This window comes from Streptomyces sp. OZ13 (assembly GCF_052068155.1).
In the GTDB taxonomy this organism is placed as follows: Bacteria; Actinomycetota; Actinomycetes; order Streptomycetales; family Streptomycetaceae; genus Streptomyces.
Genome location: NZ_JBQHCZ010000001.1, coordinates 536,242 through 557,533, shown reverse-complemented (window position 1 = coordinate 557,533; position 21,292 = coordinate 536,242). Strand labels below are relative to the sequence as shown.

Sequence of the window (21,292 nt, the reverse complement as noted above, 5' to 3'; positions counted from 1 at the left end):
GTCTCAGCTCCCTTCCATCACGAGGTCGAGTACGCGGTGCTCGTCGAGCTCCCGGGCGTCCGCCGTGTGCACGACGCTGCCTTCGCGGAGCACCAGCACCCGGTCGGCGAGGCCCAGGACTTCGGGCACTTCGCTGGATACGAGAAGTACGGCGAGGCCTTCGTCGGCCAGCCGGCGGATCACTGCGTAGAGCTCGGCGCGAGCGCCGACGTCGACGCCGCGGGTGGGCTCGTCCAGCAGCAGCACCTTGCAGCCGCGCAGCAGCCAGCGGGCGAGCACCGCCTTCTGCTGGTTGCCGCCGGAGAGGGTGCGGATGCGGGCGTCGGGGTTGTCGGGGCGCAACGACAGTTCCCTGGTGGCCTGTTGGGCGGCGGCCCGTTCGGCACGGTGGTCGAGCCAGCCCGAGCGGGAGAAACGGGAGAGGGTGGAGATGGAGACATTGCGGGTGACCGACTCGAGCATCAGCAGGCCCTGCGCCTTGCGTTCCTCGGGGGCGAGCCCGATGCCTGCGCGGACGGCGGCACGGACGCTGCCGGGCCGCAGGGCGGTGCCGTCGACGAGGACACGGCCGGCGTCGGCCCTGCGTGCGCCGTAGATCGTCTCCAGGATCTCGCTGCGTCCGGAACCGACCAGCCCCGCCAGGCCGACGATCTCGCCGGGCCGCAGCTCCAGGTCGACGGGCGCGAACTCGCCGTGCCGGGTGAGCCCTTCGACCCTCAGCACCGGTTCCCTGCCCTCGGCGGCGCCGGCGGCGGGACGCTCGGGGAAGACGTACTCGACGTTGCGCCCGGTCATCAGGGCGACCACGTCGCGGGTCGGGGTGGACTTGGCCGGCAGACCGACCGCGACGGCCCTGCCGTCCTTGAGGACGGTGACCCGGTCGCCGATCCGCCGGATCTCTTCCAGGCGGTGGGAGATGTAGACGACGGCGACCCCGTCCGCCGTCAGGTCGCCCACGATGCGGAAGAGGTTGTCGACCTCGTCCGGGTCGAGTGCGGCGGACGGCTCGTCCATCACGATGAGCCGTACCTCGTGGGAGAGGGCGCGGGCCATGGAGACGATCTGCTGCTGTGCCGCGGAGAGGTCGCCGACGAGCCGCGAGGGTTCGATCTCCGGGTGGCCGAGCCTCTTGAGGAGAGCGGCTGCCGCGGTGCGGGCGGCCCCGCCGCGCACGACGAATCCGGCCGAGGTGGGCTCGTGCCCGAGGAAGACGTTCTCCGCGACGGACAGCCCTTCCACCAGGTCGAGTTCCTGGTAGATGGTGGCTATGCCGAGACGCATGGCGGCGATGGGCGACTTGAGGGAGACGGCCTCGCCCCGCCAGGTTATCTCCCCGCCGTCGGGCTGGTGGGCCCCGGCGAGCACCTTGATCAGGGTGGACTTGCCGGCGCCGTTCTGGCCGAGGAGGCAGTGGACCTCACCGGCCTGGACCTCGAGGTCCACGCCGTCCAGGGCGCGGACGCCCGGGAACGACTTGGTGATGCCGGACATGGTGAGCAGGGGTGGTTCTGGTGCCATGACGAATCCCCTCGGCGGGTGCGGCCGGTGAGCGGGCAGGGCGGGACGGGGTGCGGAAGCGGTTGCGGGCGGCTCTGGGGCGCCCCTGGCGTCACGAGTGCCGGGGCGTACGGGTGGGAGCGGGCGTGGCCTGGATGCCACGCGACCAGTGCGGTGCGCCGTTCGCGGCGCGGTGTGCCGGGTGGTGCGGATGGTGCGTGGTGTTCGGCGTGCGGGTGGCGCCGTGGTGTTCCGGTGGTGCGGGTGGTGCGGGTGGTGCCGTTCGGTACTGCGACGGTGCTGTGGTGCGTGACGAGTCGTCCGGCCCGGTCAGGCCGGCGAGAACAGGTGGTCGCTGATGAGCCGGGCCGCGCCGATGACACCGGCGGCGGGTCCCAACTCGCCCAGTACGATGGGAAGATTGCCGGTCGCGAGCGGCAGGGACTGCCGGTAGACCTGGGTCCGTACGCTCGCGAGCAGGGTGTGGCCGAGGCCGGTGACACCGCCGCCGATCACGACGAGACCCGGGTTGAAGAAGCTGACGAGCCCGGCGATGACCTGGCCGAGACGGTTCCCTCCCTCACGGATGAGGTCCAGTGCCGTGGCGTCGCCGGCCGCGGCGGCCGCCGAGACGTCCACGGCCGTGAGCTGCCCGGCCGCCTCCAGCCGGGTGGCGAGCTCCACCGACCTGCCGGCCCGCGCCGCGTCCTCGGCGTCGCGGGCGAGGGCGGCGCCACTGAAGTGCGCCTCCAGGCAGCCCCGGTTGCCGCAGGCGCAGGCGCGGCCGTCCGCTGCGACCTGGATGTGCCCGATGTCGCCGGCGCTGCCCGTCGTACCTCGGTAGACCTCACCGCCGACGACGATGCCGCAGCCGATGCCCGTGCCGATCTTGATGCACAGGAAGTCTCCGACGGAACGCGCGACACCGGCGTGCTGCTCGCCCATGGCCATCAGGTTCACGTCGTTGTCGACCATGACGGGACAGCCGAGGTCCTGGCTGAGGGCCTCCCGTACGGGGAAGCCGTCCCATCCGGGCATGATCGGGGGCGCGACCGGCACGCCCTCGGGGTAGCGGACCGGGCCGGGAACCCCGATACCGGCGCCGTCGAAGCCCTCCGCGAGACCGGAGGCCTTGAGCTTGGCGGCCATCGACAGCACCTGCTCGAAGACGGCGACCGGGCCCTCGCGGACGTCCATGGGGTGGTTGAGATGCCCCAGGACCTCCAACTCGGCGTTGGTGACGGCGACATCGATCGAGGTGGCGCCGATGTCCACGCCGAGGAAGCGGAGCGCGGGCGCGAGCCTGATGTTGTGGGACCGGCGGCCGCCGCGGGAGGCGGCGAGCCCGTCGGCGACGACGAGTCCGGTCTCCAGCAGCCGGTCGACCTCCACGGCCAGCTTGGACCGGGACAGGTCGACCTGGTCCCCCAGCTGCGCCCGTGAGTTGGGCCCGCCGTCACGCAGCAGCCGGAGCAGTCGCGCCTGATGCGCGTTCGCGGGTCGAGCGGTCATCCGTCTCACGTGCCCCTCCCCTCCCCTGGCCTTCGGCTGGGGACCCAGTCGGCTGTCTCCTCGGGCTTTCGAGGGGAACGTAGCAGCGCTTTACCGAACTGGGAAGAACTTGCGCGCAGTTCCGGTCCAACTTTCTCCACACCCGGGACAAAGAGCGGCCGTCGGGTCGGCACAGAGCCTGTCTTCCTTGTCCGTACCGGGTTCCGGTCGGACGTGCGCACCGCTGGACGGATGCAGGCACACGAGACATGCGACGGAGGGGTGTACGGAGGTCAGGCGTCGCGGACGAGCTCGTAGGTGAGGTAGGCGAGGCCGTCACCGACGGTACGGTTGCCGAGGAGGCGGAGGGGCTTCTCCTCGCCGGTCCCGCCGAAGATCGACTCGCCTGCGCCGAGCATCACCGGATGGACCATCAGCCGCAGCTCGTCGACCAGATCGTGCTCCATCAGCGTGCGGGCGAGCCGACGGCTGCCGTAGACGACGATCTCCCCGCCGAGTTCCTGCTTCAGCCCGGAGACCGCACCCACCACCTCGCCCTTCAGGACCGACGAGTTGTTCCAGTCGGGGTCTTCGAGGGTCGAGGAGACGACGTACTTGGGCATGCTGTTCAGCCTGTCCGCCCACGCGCCGCTCCGGGAGGGCCAGCGCGCCGCGAACCACTCGTAGCTCCGGCGCCCCAGCAGCAGGGCATCGGCGCGCAGCGCCTCGTCGAACTCGGCCTCGGCCCACGCTCCGCGGTCCTTGTCGCCGATCCGGGCGAACCAGCCGCCGCGCTCGAAGCCCTCGTCACCGGTCGGGTCCTGGACGACTCCGTCGAGCGAGACGTTCTCGCTGATCACGATTCTTCCCACGGCGGCTCTCCTTCGTCGGCGCAGTCAGTGCTACCACCGATACGGAGACCTCGGCACGGCGACATGCGGCCGTCCACCCGCCCGCCTGAACCGCTCGCCCGCGACCGGGCGCCGGGTCAGGACTGCTCGTGCTGGTGGTAGGTCTTGCGGGTGTGCTCCGTGTGCGCCCGCATGACTTCCGTGGCCCGCTTCTCGTCGCGGGCGGAGATGGCCGCGATCAGTTCGCGGTGCTCGATCCACGACTGGCGTCCCCGCTGCCGGGCGACCGGGGTGTAGTACCAGCGGACACGGCGGTCGACCTGCGCGGCGAGCTCCGCCAGGACCAGGTTGCCGGCGAGCTCCATCACTTTGGCGTGGAAGGCGGCGTTGGTGGCGACCGCCAGGTCGACGTCGTCGTCCGCGACCGCCTGCTCCCCCTTGGCGCACAGGTCCTCGAGCGCCTCGATGCCGGCCGTGCCGGAGTTCGCGGCCGCGAGCCTGGCGGCCTCCGCCTCCAGCAGCGTGCGCACGGACAGGAGCTGGTCGGCCTCCGACTCGGTCGGCTCGTGGACGAACGCGCCCTGGGCAGGGCGAAGGTCGACCCAGCCCTCGGTGTTGAGTCGTTGCAGCGCTTCGCGCACGGGCTGCCGGGAGACGCCGAGATGACCGGCGAGCTCGCTCTCGACCAGGTGCTGGCCGGGCCGCAGCGCCCGGGTGGTGATCAGTTCCAGCAGCGCCTCGTACACGCGCTCACGCAGCGGGCCGGGCCGTTCCAGTTTGGGCACGGTTCCCTGCGGCAGTCCTGCGGACAGCATCGGCGGTCCCCTTCCGGGCGATGGAGCGGACGAGTTACGGACGACAACAGCGATCGAGGAATTGGCTATCGTCTACAGTCTACCGAGCGCAATCGTGACCGACACCGAGATGCCGGTCACGTCGCCGGGCCCGAACCGGTCACGTCAACTGTCCTGCCCGACAAGCGGAATCAGTCGCTCCAGGAAGACCCGCTGTCCGCTGACCAGCTTCCGCCGCGCCTCGTCCAGCCCGCACCACTCCGCCCGGTCGATCTCCGGGAACTCGCTGAACCGGCCCGACCCCCGCGGCCACTCCATGGTGAAGGTCCCCGGCACGACGAGGGAGGTGTCCAGGTCGCCCTCCAGCGCCCAGGCCGTCACCAGCTTGCCGCTCGACTGGCGCGCCTCGCCGAGCGGATGCCACTTCCCGTCCGGGGCCTGGAGCCCGAACTCCTCCTCGAACTCCCGCCGCGCGGCGGCCATCGGCTCCTCGTCGGGGGTGTACTCACCCTTCGGGATCGACCATGCCGCCTCGTCGCGCGACCCCCAGAACGGGCCACCCATGTGCCCGATGAGGACCTCGACACCGGCTTCCCGCCGCCGCCACAGCAGCAGCCCGGCGCTCCGCTTGTTCACCATGCCGTTCAGTCTGCCGCGCCGGGGCGTCAGGGGCAGCGGACGACCTGGCCCGCGTACGAGAGGTTGCCGCCGAACCCGAACAGCAGTGCCGGGTCGCCCGACCGGATGTCACCGCGTTCGACCAGCTTGGACAGCGCCATCGGGATCGACCCGGCCGAGGTGTTGCCGGAGTCGACGACGTCGCGGGCGACGACGGCGTTGACGGCGCCGATCTTCTGCGCGAGCGGCTCGATGATCCGCAGGTTGGCCTGGTGCAGGACCACGGCCGCGAGGTCCTCCGGCGCGACCCCCGCCCGTTCGCAGACCTTGCGGGCGATCGGCGGCAGCTGCGTGGTGGCCCACCGGTAGACGGCCTGGCCCTCCTGCGCGAAACGCGGCGGAGTGCCCTCGATCCGTACGGCGTGCCCCATCTCGGGGACCGAACCCCACAGCACCGGGCCGATGCCCGGCTCCTGCCCTTCGGGGACGCGCTCCACCACGGCCGCGCCGGCGCCGTCACCGACGAGGACGCAGGTCGAGCGGTCGGTCCAGTCCACGATGTCGGCCATCTTGTCCGCCCCGATGACCAGCGCGCGGGAGGCCGCGCCGGCCCGCAGGGTGTGGTCGGCGGTGGCGAGCGCGTGGGTGAAGCCGGCGCAGACGACATTGAGGTCCATCACCGCGGGCGAGCCCATGCCCAGCCGGGCCGCCACCCGCGCCGCCGTGTTGGGCGAGCGGTCGACGGCCGTCGACGTCGCCACCAGCACCAGATCGATGTCGGCGGCCGTCATCCCGGCGGCGGCCAGCGCCTTGGCCGCGGCGTGCGCCGCGAGCTCGTCGACCGGCTCGTCGGGGCCCGCGACATGACGGGTCCGGATGCCGACACGGCTGCGGATCCACTCGTCACTGGTGTCGACCATGGCCGCCAGGTCGTCGTTGGTGAGCACCTTGGAGGGCTGGTAGTGCCCGAGCGCGACGACACGTGAGCCGGTCATGGATGGCGTTCTCCTCGATCAGTAAGGCAGGAAACACCCAGTCTTGGCTGCTACCGACCGGTACGGCGGCATGTGATCCCACAGCTTCCCGCCCCGGACTTTGGAGCTTCCCGAAGGGTGCGCGGCGCCTGCCGGCTCCGTGCGGCACGACCCTTGACCCCCTGAAAGGCATACTGTAGACAATATTCTGTCGACTCACCCTCATCACATTCCTCCCTCGCTCGGTCGTCAACCGAACGGAGAGCCCCGTGAAAGTCGCAGTTGTCGGCGCCGGAGCCATCGGCGCGTATGTCGGGGCCGCGCTCCACCGCGCCGGCGCCGAGGTCCATCTCATCGCCCGCGGCGCCCACCTCGCGGCCATGCGCCGCGACGGAGTCCGTGTGCTCAGTCCCCGCGGTGACTTCACCGCCCGTCCGAACGCCACCGACGACCCGTCGTCCGTCGGCCCCGTCGACCATGTCTTCCTCGGTCTCAAGGCCAACTCGTACGCCGCGTCGGGCCCGTTGGTGCACCCGCTGCTGCACGAGCGCACCTCCGTCATCGCCGCCCAGAACGGCATCCCGTGGTGGTACTTCCACGGCCTGCCCGGCCCCTACGCCGGCCGCCGCATCGAAAGCGTCGACCCGGGCGGCGCCGTCAGCGCGACCCTGCCGCCGGAACGCGCCATCGGCTGTGTCGTCTACGCCGCCACGGAACTAGAGGCGCCCGGCGTCGTACGGCACCTGGAAGGGACCCGGTTCTCCATCGGCGAGCCGGACCGGACCGTGTCGCCGCGCTGTGTCGAGTTCAGCGACGCCATGGTCGCCGGCGGGCTGAAGTGCCCCGTCGAGCCGGATCTGCGCAACGACATCTGGATCAAGCTGCTCGGCAACATCTCCTTCAACCCGATCAGCGCGCTGTCCCGGGCCACGATGGCGCAGATCTGCCGCCACCGGGACACGAAGGCGCTGGTCGAGACGATGATGCACGAGACGCTCGAGGTCGCCGCGGCCGTCGGCTGCCGTCCGGAGATCTCCGTCGAGCGGCGTCTCGCCGGCGCGGAGCGCGTGGGCGACCACAAGACGTCCACCCTCCAGGACCTGGAGAAGGGCAAACCGCTCGAGCTGGACGTGCTGCTGGCCGCCGTCGTCGAACTGGCCGCGCTGACGAAGACCCCCGTACCGAAGCTGTGCGCCGTGCACGCACTCGCCGACCTCCTCGCATCGACCTCGATCCCCTCCACAGGGAGCGCAGCATGAAGAAGAAGCCGCAGAAGCGGTATCCGAGGCTCACTCATCCACTGGTCCGCGGCGACGACGGACAGTTGCGCAGGGCGAGCTGGGACGAGGCGCTGGAGCGGGCCGCGGCCGGTTTCCGGCGGACCCGCGAGGCGCACGGGCCCGATGCCTTCGCGATGCTCTCCTGCGCCCGCGCCACCAACGAGATGAACTACGTGGCACAGAAGTTCACCCGCGTCGTGATGGGCACCAACAACGTCGACTCCTGCAACCGCACCTGTCACGCGCCCAGCGTGGCGGGCCTGTCCGCGGTCTTCGGCTCCGGCGGCGGCACCTCCTCCTACGAGGAGGTCGACCACACCGACCTGATCGTCATGTGGGGCTCCAACGCCCGCTTCGCGCACCCGATCTTCTTCCAGCACGTACTGAAGGGGATACGCAACGGCGCGAAGATGTACGCGGTCGACCCGCGCCGCACCTCGACCGCCGAGTGGGCGGAGAGCTGGCTCGGCCTCAACGTCGGCACCGACATCCCGCTCGCCCACGCCGTCGGACGCGAGATCATCCACGCCGGCCTGGTCAACCGGGCCTTCGTGGAACGCGCGACGACCCGCTTCGAGGAGTACGCGGAACTCGTCGAGCCGTGGACGCTGAGCGCCGCGCAGAAGGTGACGGGCGTGCCCGCCGCGGCGATCCGGGAACTGGCGCACGCCTACGCCACCGCCGAACGCGCGCAGCTCTGCTGGACCCTCGGCATCACCGAGCACCACAACGGCACCGACAACGTCCGGGCGCTGATCAACCTCGCCCTGCTCACCGGTCACGTCGGCCGGTACGGCGCCGGCGTGCAGCCGCTGCGCGGCCAGAACAACGTGCAGGGCGGCGGCGACATGGGCGCGATCCCCAACCGGCTGCCGGGCTTCCAGGACATCCTCCACCCCGCGACGCGCGAGAAGTTCGAACGCGCCTGGGGCGCGGCCATCCAGCCCCGCTACGGCAAGACGCTGACCGAGATGTTCGAGGCGATGGAGAGCGGTGAGCTCCGTGCCGTGTACTGCATCGGCGAGAACCCGGCCCAGTCGGAGGCGGACAGCGGGCAGGCCGTACGGCGACTCGATTCACTCGACCACCTGGTCGTGCAGGACATCTTCCTGACGAGGACCGCCGAGCTGGCGGACGTGGTACTGCCCGCGACGGCGGGCTGGGCGGAGACGGACGGCACCACCACCAACAGCGAACGCCGGGTGCAGCGGGTGCGGGCCGCGCTCGTCCCGCCGGGCGAGGCCCGTGACGACATCGCCATCATCTGCGACGTCGCCGAACGGCTGGGCCACGACTGGAAGTTCGACGACTCCGAGGCCGTCTGGAACGAACTGCGCTCGCTCTCCCCCGACCACTACGGCATGACGTACGAGAGGCTGGAGGAGCACCAGGGCCTCCAGTGGCCGTGCCCCGACGTCTCCGAACTGCCGTCGAGCTTCCTGCACGGCAGGCTGTGGGAGAAGGACCCGGCCAGGCGCGGGGCGCCCGCCGAGTTCGGGCTCGTGCGGCACGACCCGCCGGTCGACCTCACCGACGAGTCGTACCCGCTGCGGCTGACGACCGGCCGCCGGCTCGACTCTTACAACACCGGTGTGCAGAGCGGCAGTTTCGCCTCGCCGCTGCGGCGCGGCGAGTACATCGAACTCTGCCCCGAGGACGCGGAGGCGTACGGCGTACGGGTCGGAGAGGAGGTCCGCGTCACCTCACGCCGGGGCTCGGTGACCGCCCCCGTGTGGGTGGACCCCGGGCTGCGGCCGGGACTCGCCTTCATGACGATGCACTTCCCCGACGAGGTCGACACCAACTCCCTGACGATCGAGGCGAACTGCCCGATCGCCGGTACCGCGGAATTCAAGGCCTCGGCCGTCCGGATCGAGAAGCTGGTGCCCGCATGGACCTGAAGTTCACGGAAACCGCGAAGGCGACGGACGAGGAACGGGACGCGGTCGACGCGCTGCTCGGCGCGCCGGAGACCGGCTGGGAGGGCGGCTCCGACCGCTCGTCCGACGAGCTGCGCTGGGCGCGCGGCGGCGCGGCGGCCAGGGACCGCCGCGACCTGCTGCTCCCGGCGCTGCACGCGGTCAACGACCGGGTGGGATGGCTGAGCGAAGGGGCGCTCGACTACATCTGCCGGCGTCTGACGGTGCCGCCGGCGGAGGCGTACGGGGTGGCGACGTTCTACTCCATGTTCTCGGTGCGTCCCCGGCCGGCGAAGGTGCTGCACGTGTGCACGGACCTGGCGTGCGCGGCGCGCGGCGGCTCCCTGTCGGCGGCGGACGCCCTCGGCCCGGACGTCTCCGTCCAGCCCAGCCCCTGCCTGGGCCTCTGCGAACGCGCCCCGGCGGCCCTGCTGATCCGCGCGGGGTCGCCGGAAACTCCGGCCACGCCGGCGTTCGAGGCGCGGGGGTCCGGGGGCGGAGCCCCCGGCGTGGAGGACGGGGCGGAGCCCCGGGTCGGAAAGGGGCGGGGCGGGGAAGGGCCCGCCTACGCCACCGCCGTCATCGCTCCCGCCACCCCCACCGCCCTCGCCGCCGCCACCGCCGCCCCGGACCTCGCGCCCGCTGAGCCCTCGGCCGGCGCGGCCGTCCCCCAGGCGGGGGACCCGGCGCTGACCCTGCTCGCACGCGTCGGCGTCGTCGACCCCGCCTCCCTCGACGACTACCGCGCCCACGGCGGCTACGCCGCCCTCCGCCGCGCCTTCGCCCTCGGCCCCGCCGGTGTCGTCCGGGAGGTCACCGACGCGGGGCTCCTCGGGCGCGGCGGGGCGGCGTTCCCCACCGGGCGGAAGTGGCAGGCGACCGCGTCGCAGGCCGACCACCCCCACTACCTGGTCTGCAACGCGGACGAGAGCGAGCCGGGCACCTTCAAGGACCGGGTGCTGATGGAGGGCGATCCGTACGCCCTGATCGAGGCGATGACGATCGCCGGCTACGCGATCGGCGCCCACAAGGGCTTCCTGTACCTCCGCGGCGAGTACCCCCGCGCGCTCCGCCTCCTGGAGAACGCCATCGCCTCCGCCCGCGCCCGCGGACTCCTCGGCGAGGACGTCCTCGGCCAGGGCTACGCCTTCGACATCGAGATCCGGCGCGGCGCGGGCGCCTACATCTGCGGCGAGGAGACCGCGATCTTCAACTCCGTCGAGGGTTACCGGGGCGAGCCGCGCACCAAGCCGCCGTTCCCGGTGGAGAAGGGCCTGTTCGGCAAGCCGACGGCCGTGAACAACGTCGAGACGCTCGTCAACGTCCTGCCGATCCTCACCGGCCGGACGGAGGAGACGAAGCTGTTCTGCCTGTCCGGCAACGTCGCCCGTCCCGGCATCTACGAGCTGCCGTTCGGTGTCACCCTGCGCGAGCTGATCGAGCTCGCCGGTCCGCCGGACACGATGCGCGCGGTCCTCCTCGGCGGGGCGGCCGGCAGCTTCGTACGCCCCGACGAACTGGACATCCCGCTCACCTTCGAGGGCACCCGCGCAGCCGGTACGACGCTGGGCTCCGGTGTGGTGCTCGTCCTCGACGACACCGTCGAACTGCCGCGCGTCCTGCTGCGCATCGCGGAGTTCTTCCGCGACGAGTCCTGCGGCCAGTGCGTGCCCTGCCGGGTGGGCACGGTCCGCCAGGAGGAGGCGCTGCACCGCATCAAGGACCGTACGGGCGCCGACGCGGCGGGTGACATCGCCCTGCTGCGCGAGGTCGGCCGCGCCATGCGGGACGCCTCGATCTGCGGCCTCGGGCAGACCGCCTGGAACGCCGTCGAATCCGCCATCGACCGGCTGGGAGCCTACGAATGACCGCCATCCCCCTCCATATGCCGCGCCGGCTGGTCGAGTTCACCCTCGACGGCCAGGAGGTCAGAGTCCCCGAGGGCGACACGATCCTCGACGCGTGCCGTGCCGCGGGCAAGGACATACCGACGCTCTGCCAGGGCGACACGCTGACCCCCAAGAACGCCTGCCGGGTGTGCGTCGTGGAGGTCGAGGGCGCACGGACCCTCGCGCCCGCGTGCTCCCGCCGCGCCGAGCCCGGCATGACGGTGCTGACCGACACGGAGCGCGCCCGGCACAGCCGAAAGGTCGTACTGGAGCTGCTGGCCTCGTCCACGGATCTGTCCACGACGCCGCGGGCCGCCGAGTGGATCAAGGAGTACGAGGCCAAGCCGGACCGCTTCGGCCCGGAAGCGGCCCGGATGAACGAGGAACCGAAGATCGACAACGACCTCTACGTCCGCGACTACGACAAGTGCATCCTCTGCTACAAGTGCGTCGACGCCTGCGGCGACCAGTGGCAGAACACGTTCGCCATCGCCGTCGCGGGGCGCGGTTTCGACGCCCGTATCTCCACGGAGCACGACGCGCCCCTGACCGACTCGGCGTGCGTGTACTGCGGCAACTGCATCGAGGTGTGTCCGACGGGGGCACTCTCCTTCAAGTCGGAGTTCGACATGCGGGCGGCCGGGACCTGGGACGAGTCGGCCCAGACCGAGACGACGACGGTTTGCGCGTACTGCGGCGTGGGCTGCAACCTCACCCTCCATGTGCAGGAGAATGAGATCGTCAAGGTCACCTCGCCGCACGACAACCCGGTGACCCACGGCAACCTCTGCATCAAGGGCCGTTTCGGCTACCAACACGTACAGCAGCGCTGAACGAACGAATGGGACTGATCGCCATGGGACGGGTCACGGAGCGCCGCCGCACCATCCGCATCAGGGACGGGGTGGTCACGTCCCGTCCCGACACGCTGGTGGCCGAGGAACCGCTGGAGATCCGGCTGAACGGCAAGCCGCTCGCCATCACCATGCGCACCCCGGGCGACGATTTCGCGCTCGCGGCGGGTTTCCTGGTCAGCGAGGGCGTGCTGCACGCCGCCTCCCAGGTGCGGTCGATCGTGTACTGCGCGGGCGCCAAGGAGGACGGCACCAACACGTACAACGTGGTGGACGTGGCGCTCGCGGACGGCGTCCCGGTCCCGGACATCACCCTCGAGCGGAACGTCTACACCACGTCGTCCTGCGGCCTGTGCGGCAAGGCCAGCCTGGACGCCGTACGCACCACGGCGCACTTCCCGATCGCCGACACTCCCCCGGTCCGCGTCGAGCCCGCTCTGCTCGCCGGCCTCCCCGACCGGCTTCGGGCGGCGCAGCGGGTCTTCGACCGGACCGGGGGCCTGCATGCGGCGGCGCTGTTCTCGCCGGAGGGCGAGCTGCTCGACATCCGTGAGGACGTCGGCCGGCACAACGCCGTCGACAAGCTCGTCGGCCGGGCTCTGACGGACGACCGGCTGCCACTGTCCCGGTCGATCCTCCTGGTCTCGGGGCGGGCGTCGTTCGAGCTGGCGCAGAAGGCGGTGATGGCGGGCATCCCGGTGCTGGCCGCCGTGTCCGCGCCCTCGTCGCTGGCGGTGGACCTGGCGGCGGAGACCGGTCTGACGCTGATCGGCTTCCTGCGCGGCAACAACATGAACGTGTACGCGGGCGACGAGCGCATCGCCCTGCGCACTGGGGTATGACGCGCCCCGCTGCACGGGATACGGACCCGGCCGGCGGGGAGCGCCCCCTGCGCCGGCCGGGTCCTTCCGTGTGCGCGGCGGCTCAGCGGTCGGTCCCGCGCCCGGCGCGCACCGGCCGTGTCAGGCGGGGCTGCGTCCGTCCGGTCCTGTTCGCGGCGTACTGGGCGAGGGCGGTGTCGCCCCGGCGGCGTCCTTCGTGCGCAGGCCCGGATCAGCACCGCCGCCACTGCCAGGTGCATCAGGGCCGGCGTGGCCCGGGTGCCGCCGTCCATGGCGTCGCCGGTCAACGGCAGGACGGACATGACCAGTACGGCGACGGCCACCCCGGTCCAGACGGAGCGAGGGCCGCCGGCAGCGCGGCCGACACCACCGGCACCGCGCCGATGTCGAGCGTCTGCTCGCTCTCGACGATCCGCAGCCGGTGCCCCAGCAGCGGGTCCGCGACCGCCACACCGTGCCGGGGTGCTTGCCGCTGCGGTGCCCGGAGGCGTGCAGCAGGCCGGCGATCGCACCCATCCGGGACAGGTGCGCCTGCAACGCCTGGGCCGCCGCCTCCGTGAGCCGGTCGGGCAGCGGCTGGGACAGCTCGATCGCGCCGAGCTCGCGGACCGCGTGCTCGGGGGAGAGCGCCTCCGCCAGGCAGGCTTGCAGGTGACCGAGGGGGACCGCGGCCAGCAGCTGCTGACCTGTCCCGCCGCCGTCCCGGCCGGCCGGCCGCGCACGGAGCAGCGTCCGCCGCTACCGCGTGCGGACGCCGCCGGACGGCGGCGGGATCATCTGGAGCGTGAGCGTCGCCGGCGGTTCGGCGATCCCCGGCCCGCCGGCCGCCGCCCACGCCAGCACGTCGTCGGTGGCGTCGTCGTCGAGCGCCCAGCCGATCCACGCGGCACGCGCCCCGCGGCGGCGTCCCTCGGTCGACGGCTGCACGACGATCACGTTGGCCTGGCCGCACGGCCCGAGACAGTCACTGGTCCGCACCGCGAGCCGCCCCCCGGACGCGGCGGCGTCCCGCAGTCTGGCGAGCTGCCCGGCGTGATCGGTACCGGGGTTCTTGCGTGCGTCACCGCAGCAACAGCCACGGCAGACGACCAGGGTGCAGGGGCGGGCGCCGAAGGGGCGTATGGCGAACGTCGTCACCGGGTGATCTTCCCAGCCTTACGGCCCGCACCCGGGCCGGGGCCGCGGTGACGCCGGACACGTCCATGTGCCCGCCCTGAGCCCATGTGTTCGGCCGCCCGCCAGGACTCGTCCGGCCGGTCATGTACTGGCCGGGGGCCCCTCCGTCTCGAGTTCAGCCCGATCCGCAGCAATCAAGTGCGGCACGAACCTTGTTGAGCCCCTCCGCTCTCCAGTGGTCCCGGCCGGGCATCTGGTCGTCCCGGCGCCAGCGCCAGGCCGAGAACATCGCCCAGTTCAGGGCGCGGCACCGGTGAATCAGGTCGTGGTCGGCCCCCGCATAGTGCTTTCCCACTTCATCGGGCGCATGGGCGAGGTCGAACTCGACCGGCCCGCGGCAGCACGTGGCGAGGTCCACGAAGAGCGGGCCTCTCCTCGTGTTGAGGAGGTTGCCCGGATGCGGCTCGCCGTGCAGCAGCTGGTCGCCGGCTTCGTCGATGCCGATCGCGGCGCTCTGACCACGGAGTGCGCCGCTGAGGAGTTCCCGGTCGGAATCGGTCAGCTCGGGGGACCGCTCCCGGTCGTCCACCTCTCTCAGTGCCGCGGCGACCCGATCGGTGAAATGCGGTGCGTCCAGATCGATCCGACGGAGGGCGGCATGGTGCCGCATGAACACGTCTGCGTAGTCCGCCGGCGCGATCTCTGATCCGGCAGCTTCGTAATAGGTCCAGAGCGAGATGGCGAAGGCATCACGCACATGGACCCGTGGGGCGACCCGAGGGTCCAGCTCAGCCACTGGAGCGTCGACGTCGGCGAGACGGTGAGCCACCTCTACCTCGAACTCGGAATCGGCCAGATGCCCCGAAGGTGCGACCCGAGCCAGGACATCGCAAGGGACCAGACGCAGCGCGACGCGGTCCGAGTTGTGGATGACGACCACATCGTCGACCCGAAGGCCCAGCTCCGAAGCGGTCGCCCGTCCTGCCTCGACTGCGCGACGGAGTTCCCGTGGCTCCATACCGTCCTCCCTCACTGTCGAGTACACATACACCTCTGGGAGCGACGGCGACACCCCCGACGGCGGGGCAGCGCCTCCGCGTCGGAGCAGCCGGTCCGACTCGTTCAGCGGGTTCGCAGCGCGGCAGGCGCCTCAGGTGCGGCAGGGGCACGGCGCGGGGCCGGCGCCGTGCGGTCCGGGTCCTGGGCGCGGCGCTTCGCGATCACCGCGCAGACCATCAGCTGCATCTGGTGGAAGAGCATCAGCGGCAGCACCGCGAGACTCGCCTGCGCGCCGAACAGCACGGTCGCCATGGGCAGTCCCGCCGCGAGGCTCTTCTTGGAGCCCGCGAACTGGATCGCGATCCGGTCCGCGCGCCCGAAGCCGAGACGCTTCGCGCCGAACCAGGTGAGCGTCAGCATCGCCGCCAGCAGCACCGCCTCGACGGCGAGCAGCGCGCCGAGCCGCACCGGGGTGACCTGGTGCCAGACGCCGGCGGTCATGCCTTCGCTGAAGGCCGTGTAGACGACGAGCAGGATCGAGCCCCGGTCGACGTACCCGAGCACCTTCTTGTGGCGGACCAGGAAGCCGCTCACCCAGCGGCGCAGCAACTGACCCGCGAGGAACGGCACGAGGAGTTGGAGCACGATCCGCAGCAGCGAGTCCGCGGAGAAGCCGCCTGCCCCGCCGCCCAGCAGCAGGGCCGCCAGCAGCGGGGTGAGGACGATGCCGGCGAGGCTGGAGAAGGAGCCCGCGCAGATCGCGGCCGGCACGTTGCCCCGCGCCATCGAGGTGAAGGCGATCGACGACTGGATCGTGGAGGGGACCAGGCACAGGAAGAGCAGTCCGCTGTAGAGCTCGGGCGTGAGCAGGGCCGGTTCGAGTCCGCGGGCGGCCAGTCCCAGCAGCGGGAAGACCACGAACGTGGCCGCGAGCACGGTGACGTGGAGCCGCCAGTGCCGCAGCCCGTCGAGCGCCTCGCGCGTGGAGAGCCGCGCGCCGTAGAGGAAGAACAGGAGGGCCACCGCGCCGGTCGACGCCCCGCCCGCGACGTCGGCCGCGCGGCCGGAGGCCGGCAGGAGTGCCGCGAGGGCCACGGTCCCGAGCAGCGCCAGGATGTACGGATCGATCGGCAGCCAGGACGGCAGGCGCGGGGTACGGCGGCGGCTCATGTGCTCCACTTGCTCTCGGTCAGGGTCGTGCCCTCCCCATGGTCCTCCGCCACCGCTTGATCGGGAATCCCGTATGCCATGCTGACTGCCATCACATTTCATGATGATCGTCGTCCCATGGTGATATCTCGCGGTGCGCGCGTCCCGCGGCCCGCCGTGCCGAAAGCCCCGCGAGTGTGCGGAGAGTGGGCTGCGCCCCGCGCATCGTGTCGGGGAAACGGAGGTCGAGTGCGTCGGGGAGGGTGCGCTTCCAGAAGTGGTGCAGCGGCTCGAGCCACTCATCGTCATGGCCCTGAGCGGCGAGTTCCCCGATCAGCTCGAGCTGGCGCGGCGCCACTTCGAGCACGAGGTGGCGGAACAGCGGCGCCGGGGGAACCGGCGTGGCCGCCAGGCCTTCGGGCTGCGTCCTCATCAGGAGCTCACACGCCTCCTGGCCGAGCAGTGCCGACTTCTCGTAGGCCCGCAGCAGGCTCCCCCAGCTGGACAGACGCGGGCTCAAGGACTCCAGCGGGAGCGTCAGGGTGGAGGCGTCGCCCTCCACGAGGCGGATGCGGATCTGCTCCGGCGAGTCGGGCGACCCCGCAACGTCGACCTGGCCGTTCCACACCGCACACAGGATCCGGTGCAGGATCCGGCGCCGGTCCTCCTCGGTGCCGACCAGCCAGTCGTCGCGATAACCGAGGCGCTGGCGCCAGTGCAGAAAGTCGTCGACGCCCGCGGCGTCCCGCGCCCCGGCCCACAACCGCAGCACCTGCCGCACCTCGGAGACATCCGTGAGGCTCATGCCGCTTCGGAAGAGCACCACGGTGACCGACTCCGTGTCGACGGCCCTGAGCTCCGGCACCGTCCCGTACGGCCACCTCACTTCGCGCTTCAGGAGAGTTTCGACGGCCGAGTCCGCGGCGGTCTGCGGATAAGTGACGAGAACCTTCAGCCGACCGGTGCCATCGGGCTCGAAGCCGACCGGCAGCAGTCCTGCCAGCTCGTGGCGCAGCTGGTCGAGCCAGTGCGGGCCGACGGCGGCGTTATCGTCGCCGGCCGCGGCCTGCAGCAGTACGCCGAGCGAGGGCAGCAGCGGGCGGTCGCCGAGCACGCTCGATTCGACGAACAGTTGCTTGACGCGCCGTTCGACGACCTGCTTGATCTCCTGGACGCCGGCCTGCGGCGAGCGGCGCACGGACTCCAGGGCACGCACCCAGTCGTGCGACCGGATGATCCTGGCCAGCAGCCCCGCTGCGTCCTCATGCTCCGGAAGGCCCTCGTGAGCAAGGAGCCGGCCGAACACCTCGTCGTAGAAGGCGGCGAGCATCCACTGCGGCGGCAGAAGGTACCGGACGCCCACGCGGTCCTGACGGTAGAGCTCGTTGCGGCGCTCCACGAAGTGACTGCGCTCGTCCTCCTCATGGCCGCGCAGCGCCTTGACCAGCTCGCCTATCTCCCTGGTGGTGCGCAGCAGCGGCGGCCGCCAGCGCGACTCCTGGTCCTTCCACCCGCGGTGCCACTCCTGCCGACCCCGCCACTCGTACCAGGCGTCCTGCTCGTCGAGGGTGCTCCGCACCTGGGGGTCGCCCCAACGGGCCGGTACGAGCCCACCCACCGACCGCCGGATCGGCCGGATCTCCGGACGGACGGCGTCCACGCCCTCCGCGCGTGCCGGATCGTCGGCACGGTTGCCGAGCACTCCGGCGAAGCCGAGCTCCGCCACCCGCTGCGGGTGCCCCGGCAACCCGTTGAGCAGCCTCTCCAGCCGGAACGGACCTACTTCGCCGATGAGTTCACGGGCGGCCGGGCCCGGCCGGAAGCGCTCGGCCAGTCGTGGGACCTCCACGTCCAGATCGCGCCGCAGGAGTCCGAGCGCGTCCTCCATGTCGCCGAGCCGGTCGCGCAACGCCCGCGCAATGGCCCTGGTGCCTCTCGGCAGCGGGTCCGGCGACGGCACGGTGGGAACCTCCCGCGCCCACAGTGGGCCGATACCGGAGCGGTCGAACATTTCGCGTACCCGTTCGGCGCCGTCGTCGGCGGCTCTGCCCGCCTCCTCGTCCATCGCCCGCACGGCCTGCGCCAGCAGCCGGCTCGCGATGATCTCCGCCAGATCGCCGACCGGGACGGACAGCGAAGCGGCCAGGCTGGTCGACAGGGGCCGGAGCCCGATCCCGGTCGGGGACACCGTGGCGCGCTCGACGCTCCTGTTGGCGAAGTTCGCCGCGAACGACGGGAACTCGTCCGCGGCGGAGTCCCGCCCGCGGGACTCCAGTCCGGTGCCGATGAGTGACGTCACCGTCGCGGTGACCGAGCGCCGCAGATCGTCCGGCTGCATCCCGTTGCTCCGACCGAAGAGGATCGCGGTCCGGACCATGGACGGGCTCAGCCTGACGGATGCGTCGCCGGGGTACCGCACGGACAGTGAACCCTCACTCAGGACGTCTCCGAAGTCGGCGCTCGCAGCGGGCGAGTTCTGGTCGTCGATCAGCCGCGCGAGGTCGACCAGGGCTCGGGCGGCGTTGAGCTCCGCCTCGCGTCCGCCACCGGCGTCCGGCGGGAACGCGGAAGGCATCACCACCAGTGGATAGATCCTGACATTCGGGAACCTGGACCTCCGGAATTCGTGACCGATCAGGTGGAGGAAGTCGTAGAAGACCCCCGCGCCGGTGCCGCCCGCGACGGAGAACGCCACGAACACGTCGCACCCGCGGATGGCCCCGCCTCCCACCTCCCGCAGGTCGCCCGCCGAGTTCGCGAGGGCTCCGATCGCCTGGCGCAACTGACCCAGCGCCGGCCCCGAACCACCGGACATCGCGGCGAAGAGCGACGCCCTGCCCACGGTCGGCAGCTGTCCGGCGCCATGGCGCAGGGGTGCCACCCTCGGCTGCCGCTCCTGCGGCGGCAGCCAGTGACGGGTCTCCTCGTCGAGCGCGACCCGCAGCATCCGGGTAACTTCCGGCGAGCTGTCGTAGGGCGGGAGCAGTGCCTCGAGAACCCTCGAGTTACGGGCGTGCGCGGGGCGGTGCTTCCTCTGGATGCCGTCCGCCAGCCGCTGGATCTGCGACTCGCTCATGTCCGCGTAGACGAACTGCAGGAAGTCGGGCAACTGGAAGGGCAGCCGACGGCCCCCTGCGACCAGCCTCGTGCCGTCGGGACCGCACAGGCCACTGCGCAGGGCATGTTCGAGATCGGCCCCGATGCGCAGGCCGGTACCGCCCAGGCCGACGAACAGCATGGGCTGATGGACCAGGCCGAAGGTCGGGGTCCCCCCGGTGGCGCGCGGCGACGCTTCCGGCTCGGCAGGCCGGGGTGACCGCCAGGGCTCGCCCTCCGGCTCCGGCTCCCGAGCCGACGGGGGCGGGGTGACGGGCGCGGCCGTCCCGGTGCCCGTGCCGGCGCCGAGCCGCCTCAGCACCTCGACGGGCACCTGCGCGAAGGGCTGTCGCGCGGTGTCGAGCATCTCCTCCCCCTGCCCCTGCGGCGAGGGAAGCAGGGACGTCGTGTCGCGGGTTCGTCCCGCGGACTCGGCGACGTAGGCGGACACCTGTTCGTGCACCCGTACGGTCTCCGACGCACGGATCGTTCCGAGCAGTACGTCCCGGACTCCGGGGACGAAGTCGTACGGCGTGCGGTCGGGCTCCTCCGGGGCGCCGAGCTTCCGGATCAGCCCGCTGACGAACACCTCGGCGAGATGGGCGGGTCTGGTGCCCGGAAGCATGGTGTGCTGGACAAGCCTCATGACCGGCAGTGTGAGCGGCGCCGCCGCAAGATAGCCGGCGAGCCGGAAGGCCTGTGGCGAGGCCGCGGACCTGAACGCTCCGACCAGGTCGGCTGCGGTCGCTCCGCCCGCTTCCCCCAGTTCCGTGTCGCCGGGCCACGGCCGGCTGGGTACGCCCCGTCCTCGCGCCGGCGTGGTGGTCACCATGGCGTCGATGCCGCCGTGCGCGGCGCCGGTGACCAGCCGGGCCCACGAAGCGAGCCAGTCCGGCTCGATCTCCAGCACCGGCACGGGCATTCCGATGTGCTGTCCCGTGAGGGGCGTCGCACCGTACGGCTCGGCGATCAGGCCGGTGTTGGGGATGCCGGGCGCGGTGGAGTGGACGCGGGCGGCCACCGGGCCGGCTCCCGTCCGGTGCCACAGACGCTGGGGCAGCGGCTGGAGGACGGCGAGAGGCCCGGTGCGCCCCCAGAGGCGGAGCACGTCGTGCGCCTCGCCCGACCACCAGATGTCGTCGACACAGTCGCTGACGACCAGGACCGCCTGTCTGCCCGACGGGTCGACCAACTCCCGCGGGCTGTGCAGGCTGTCCGTCGGCACGGCTCGTGCGGCGACACCGAGCGTCCCGTCGCCACCCCGTCGCAGGTGCCAGAGGCGCACGTCCCGGAAAGCGCCGAGACGTTCGAACAGCTCCCTCAGTTCGTCCACCAGCGGACGCCACACGGCCATGGAGGAACCGGCGTCCACCACGATCAGGAGACTGAGCCAGCGCTCCGGTGCCGGCCGCAGGAGCGGCAGGACCAGGCGCTCGTCGGCGATACGGTCCGCGGTCGCCGTCTCGTCGAGAATCGTGCGGCGTGCCGAGGGCACCCGGCGTTTGAGCGGCCGGAGAGCGCGGAGCAGCTCCAGTCCGCCGGGGAGGGCGGCGGCCGCGGGTGAGCGCACCGCCGACGCGTTCGTGAGCCCGCCGGGTCCGTCCGCTTCCGCGGGCTCCGGCGGGTACAGGAAGGCGTCGTCCGCGGGCGCCGGGTCCGGCGCCGGGTTCTCCCGCCGGGGCGGCGCGCTCACGCTCTCATGGACCGGTTCGGGACCGGTGCCGCCCTGACCGGCCGGGTCACCGGCCGCGTCGCCGGCCGGAGGGGCGGCATCGTCGCCGACGGGCCGGAGGTCGTCCCCGGTCACCGTGCCTGCCGCCTCGGCGATCCTGGCAGCGAGCCATACGGCCTCGGCGACCTCGGTGGCCGTGGCACCGATGTCCGCGGCGTCCAGCGCGGCGACGATGCGGTCGACGGACATGG

General features: G+C 71.9%; 16 protein-coding genes and 2 pseudogenes. 5 read left to right on the top strand and 13 right to left on the bottom strand.

Features of this window, described 5'->3' with window-relative positions:
* Positions 1–3: 3 nt before the first annotated feature.
* The 6 genes from ACTMTU_RS02495 to ACTMTU_RS02470 all read right to left on the bottom strand — a co-directional run bounded on the left by ACTMTU_RS02495 (position 4) and on the right by ACTMTU_RS02470 (position 6,246).
* The gene (locus ACTMTU_RS02495; RefSeq protein ID WP_441261736.1) at positions 4–1,518 is read right to left on the bottom strand and encodes a sugar ABC transporter ATP-binding protein; all 1,515 of its coding nucleotides are present in this window, start codon (positions 1,516–1,518) and stop codon (positions 4–6) included.
* Between the two features lie 309 nt (positions 1,519–1,827).
* Positions 1,828–3,009 carry an ROK family protein gene (locus ACTMTU_RS02490; RefSeq protein WP_441261735.1) on the bottom strand — a complete coding sequence of 394 codons (1,182 nt, stop codon included), beginning with the start codon at positions 3,007–3,009 and terminating at the stop codon, positions 1,828–1,830.
* Between the two features lie 272 nt (positions 3,010–3,281).
* Entirely contained in the window at positions 3,282–3,860 is a 579-nt protein-coding gene (locus ACTMTU_RS02485) for a dihydrofolate reductase family protein (protein WP_441261734.1), read from the bottom strand.
* Positions 3,861–3,976: 116 nt separating this feature from the next.
* Positions 3,977–4,654: a GntR family transcriptional regulator gene (locus ACTMTU_RS02480; protein ID WP_441261733.1), complete on the bottom strand. Its 678-nt coding sequence runs from the start codon at positions 4,652–4,654 to the stop codon at positions 3,977–3,979.
* Between the two features lie 144 nt (positions 4,655–4,798).
* Positions 4,799–5,272 carry an NUDIX domain-containing protein gene (locus ACTMTU_RS02475; RefSeq protein WP_441261732.1) on the bottom strand — a complete coding sequence of 158 codons (474 nt, stop codon included), beginning with the start codon at positions 5,270–5,272 and terminating at the stop codon, positions 4,799–4,801.
* A gap of 26 nt (positions 5,273–5,298) precedes the next feature.
* Complete coding sequence (locus tag ACTMTU_RS02470) at positions 5,299–6,246, bottom strand: beta-ketoacyl-ACP synthase III (protein ID WP_441261731.1); 948 nt, start codon at positions 6,244–6,246, stop codon at positions 5,299–5,301.
* Between the two features lie 248 nt (positions 6,247–6,494).
* Between ACTMTU_RS02470 and ACTMTU_RS02465 the strand changes: the two genes are divergently transcribed.
* The 5 genes from ACTMTU_RS02465 to fdhD are packed head-to-tail and all read left to right on the top strand — an operon-like array spanning position 6,495 to position 13,009.
* Complete coding sequence (locus tag ACTMTU_RS02465; protein WP_441261730.1) at positions 6,495–7,484, top strand: 2-dehydropantoate 2-reductase; 990 nt, start codon at positions 6,495–6,497, stop codon at positions 7,482–7,484.
* Entirely contained in the window at positions 7,481–9,406 is a 1,926-nt protein-coding gene (locus tag ACTMTU_RS02460) for a molybdopterin oxidoreductase family protein (protein ID WP_441261729.1), read from the top strand. The genes ACTMTU_RS02465 and ACTMTU_RS02460 overlap by 4 nt, the downstream gene beginning before the upstream one ends.
* Entirely contained in the window at positions 9,397–11,292 is a 1,896-nt protein-coding gene (locus ACTMTU_RS02455) for an NADH-ubiquinone oxidoreductase-F iron-sulfur binding region domain-containing protein (protein ID WP_441261728.1), read from the top strand. Before ACTMTU_RS02460 ends, ACTMTU_RS02455 begins: the two co-directional genes overlap by 10 nt.
* Positions 11,289–12,146 carry a 2Fe-2S iron-sulfur cluster-binding protein gene (locus ACTMTU_RS02450; RefSeq protein ID WP_441261727.1) on the top strand — a complete coding sequence of 286 codons (858 nt, stop codon included), beginning with the start codon at positions 11,289–11,291 and terminating at the stop codon, positions 12,144–12,146. Before ACTMTU_RS02455 ends, ACTMTU_RS02450 begins: the two co-directional genes overlap by 4 nt.
* Positions 12,147–12,169: 23 nt before the next feature.
* Positions 12,170–13,009 carry a formate dehydrogenase accessory sulfurtransferase FdhD gene (gene fdhD / locus ACTMTU_RS02445; RefSeq protein WP_441261970.1) on the top strand — a complete coding sequence of 280 codons (840 nt, stop codon included), beginning with the start codon at positions 12,170–12,172 and terminating at the stop codon, positions 13,007–13,009.
* A 248-nt stretch (positions 13,010–13,257) separates the two neighbouring features.
* Here the strand turns inward: fdhD and ACTMTU_RS02440 are convergent.
* From ACTMTU_RS02440 to ACTMTU_RS02410, 7 genes and pseudogenes are all read right to left on the bottom strand, one after another.
* A pseudogene (locus ACTMTU_RS02440) lies at positions 13,258–13,311 on the bottom strand (hypothetical protein); the annotation flags it as partial.
* Positions 13,293–13,460, bottom strand: a complete 168-nt coding sequence (locus ACTMTU_RS02435; RefSeq protein WP_441261726.1) for a hypothetical protein — start codon at positions 13,458–13,460, stop codon at positions 13,293–13,295. The pseudogene ACTMTU_RS02440 and the gene ACTMTU_RS02435, both read right to left, overlap by 19 nt.
* Positions 13,460–13,660: pseudogene (locus ACTMTU_RS02430) on the bottom strand (TetR family transcriptional regulator); the annotation flags it as partial. The gene ACTMTU_RS02435 and the pseudogene ACTMTU_RS02430, both read right to left, overlap by 1 nt.
* Positions 13,661–13,747: 87 nt before the next feature.
* Positions 13,748–14,146, bottom strand: a complete 399-nt coding sequence (locus ACTMTU_RS02425) for a (2Fe-2S) ferredoxin domain-containing protein (protein WP_441261725.1) — start codon at positions 14,144–14,146, stop codon at positions 13,748–13,750.
* A 154-nt stretch (positions 14,147–14,300) separates the two neighbouring features.
* On the bottom strand, positions 14,301–15,143 hold the full coding sequence (locus ACTMTU_RS02420; protein WP_441261724.1) for a phosphotransferase: 843 nt from the start codon (positions 15,141–15,143) through the stop codon (positions 14,301–14,303).
* A gap of 104 nt (positions 15,144–15,247) precedes the next feature.
* Positions 15,248–16,294, bottom strand: coding sequence for a bile acid:sodium symporter family protein (locus tag ACTMTU_RS02415; RefSeq protein ID WP_441261723.1), 1,047 nt, complete (start codon positions 16,292–16,294; stop codon positions 15,248–15,250).
* Between the two features lie 91 nt (positions 16,295–16,385).
* A complete protein-coding gene (locus ACTMTU_RS02410; protein WP_441261722.1) occupies positions 16,386–21,290 on the bottom strand; it encodes an SAV_2336 N-terminal domain-related protein in 4,905 nt (1,634 codons plus the stop codon).
* Positions 21,291–21,292 lie beyond the last annotated feature (2 nt).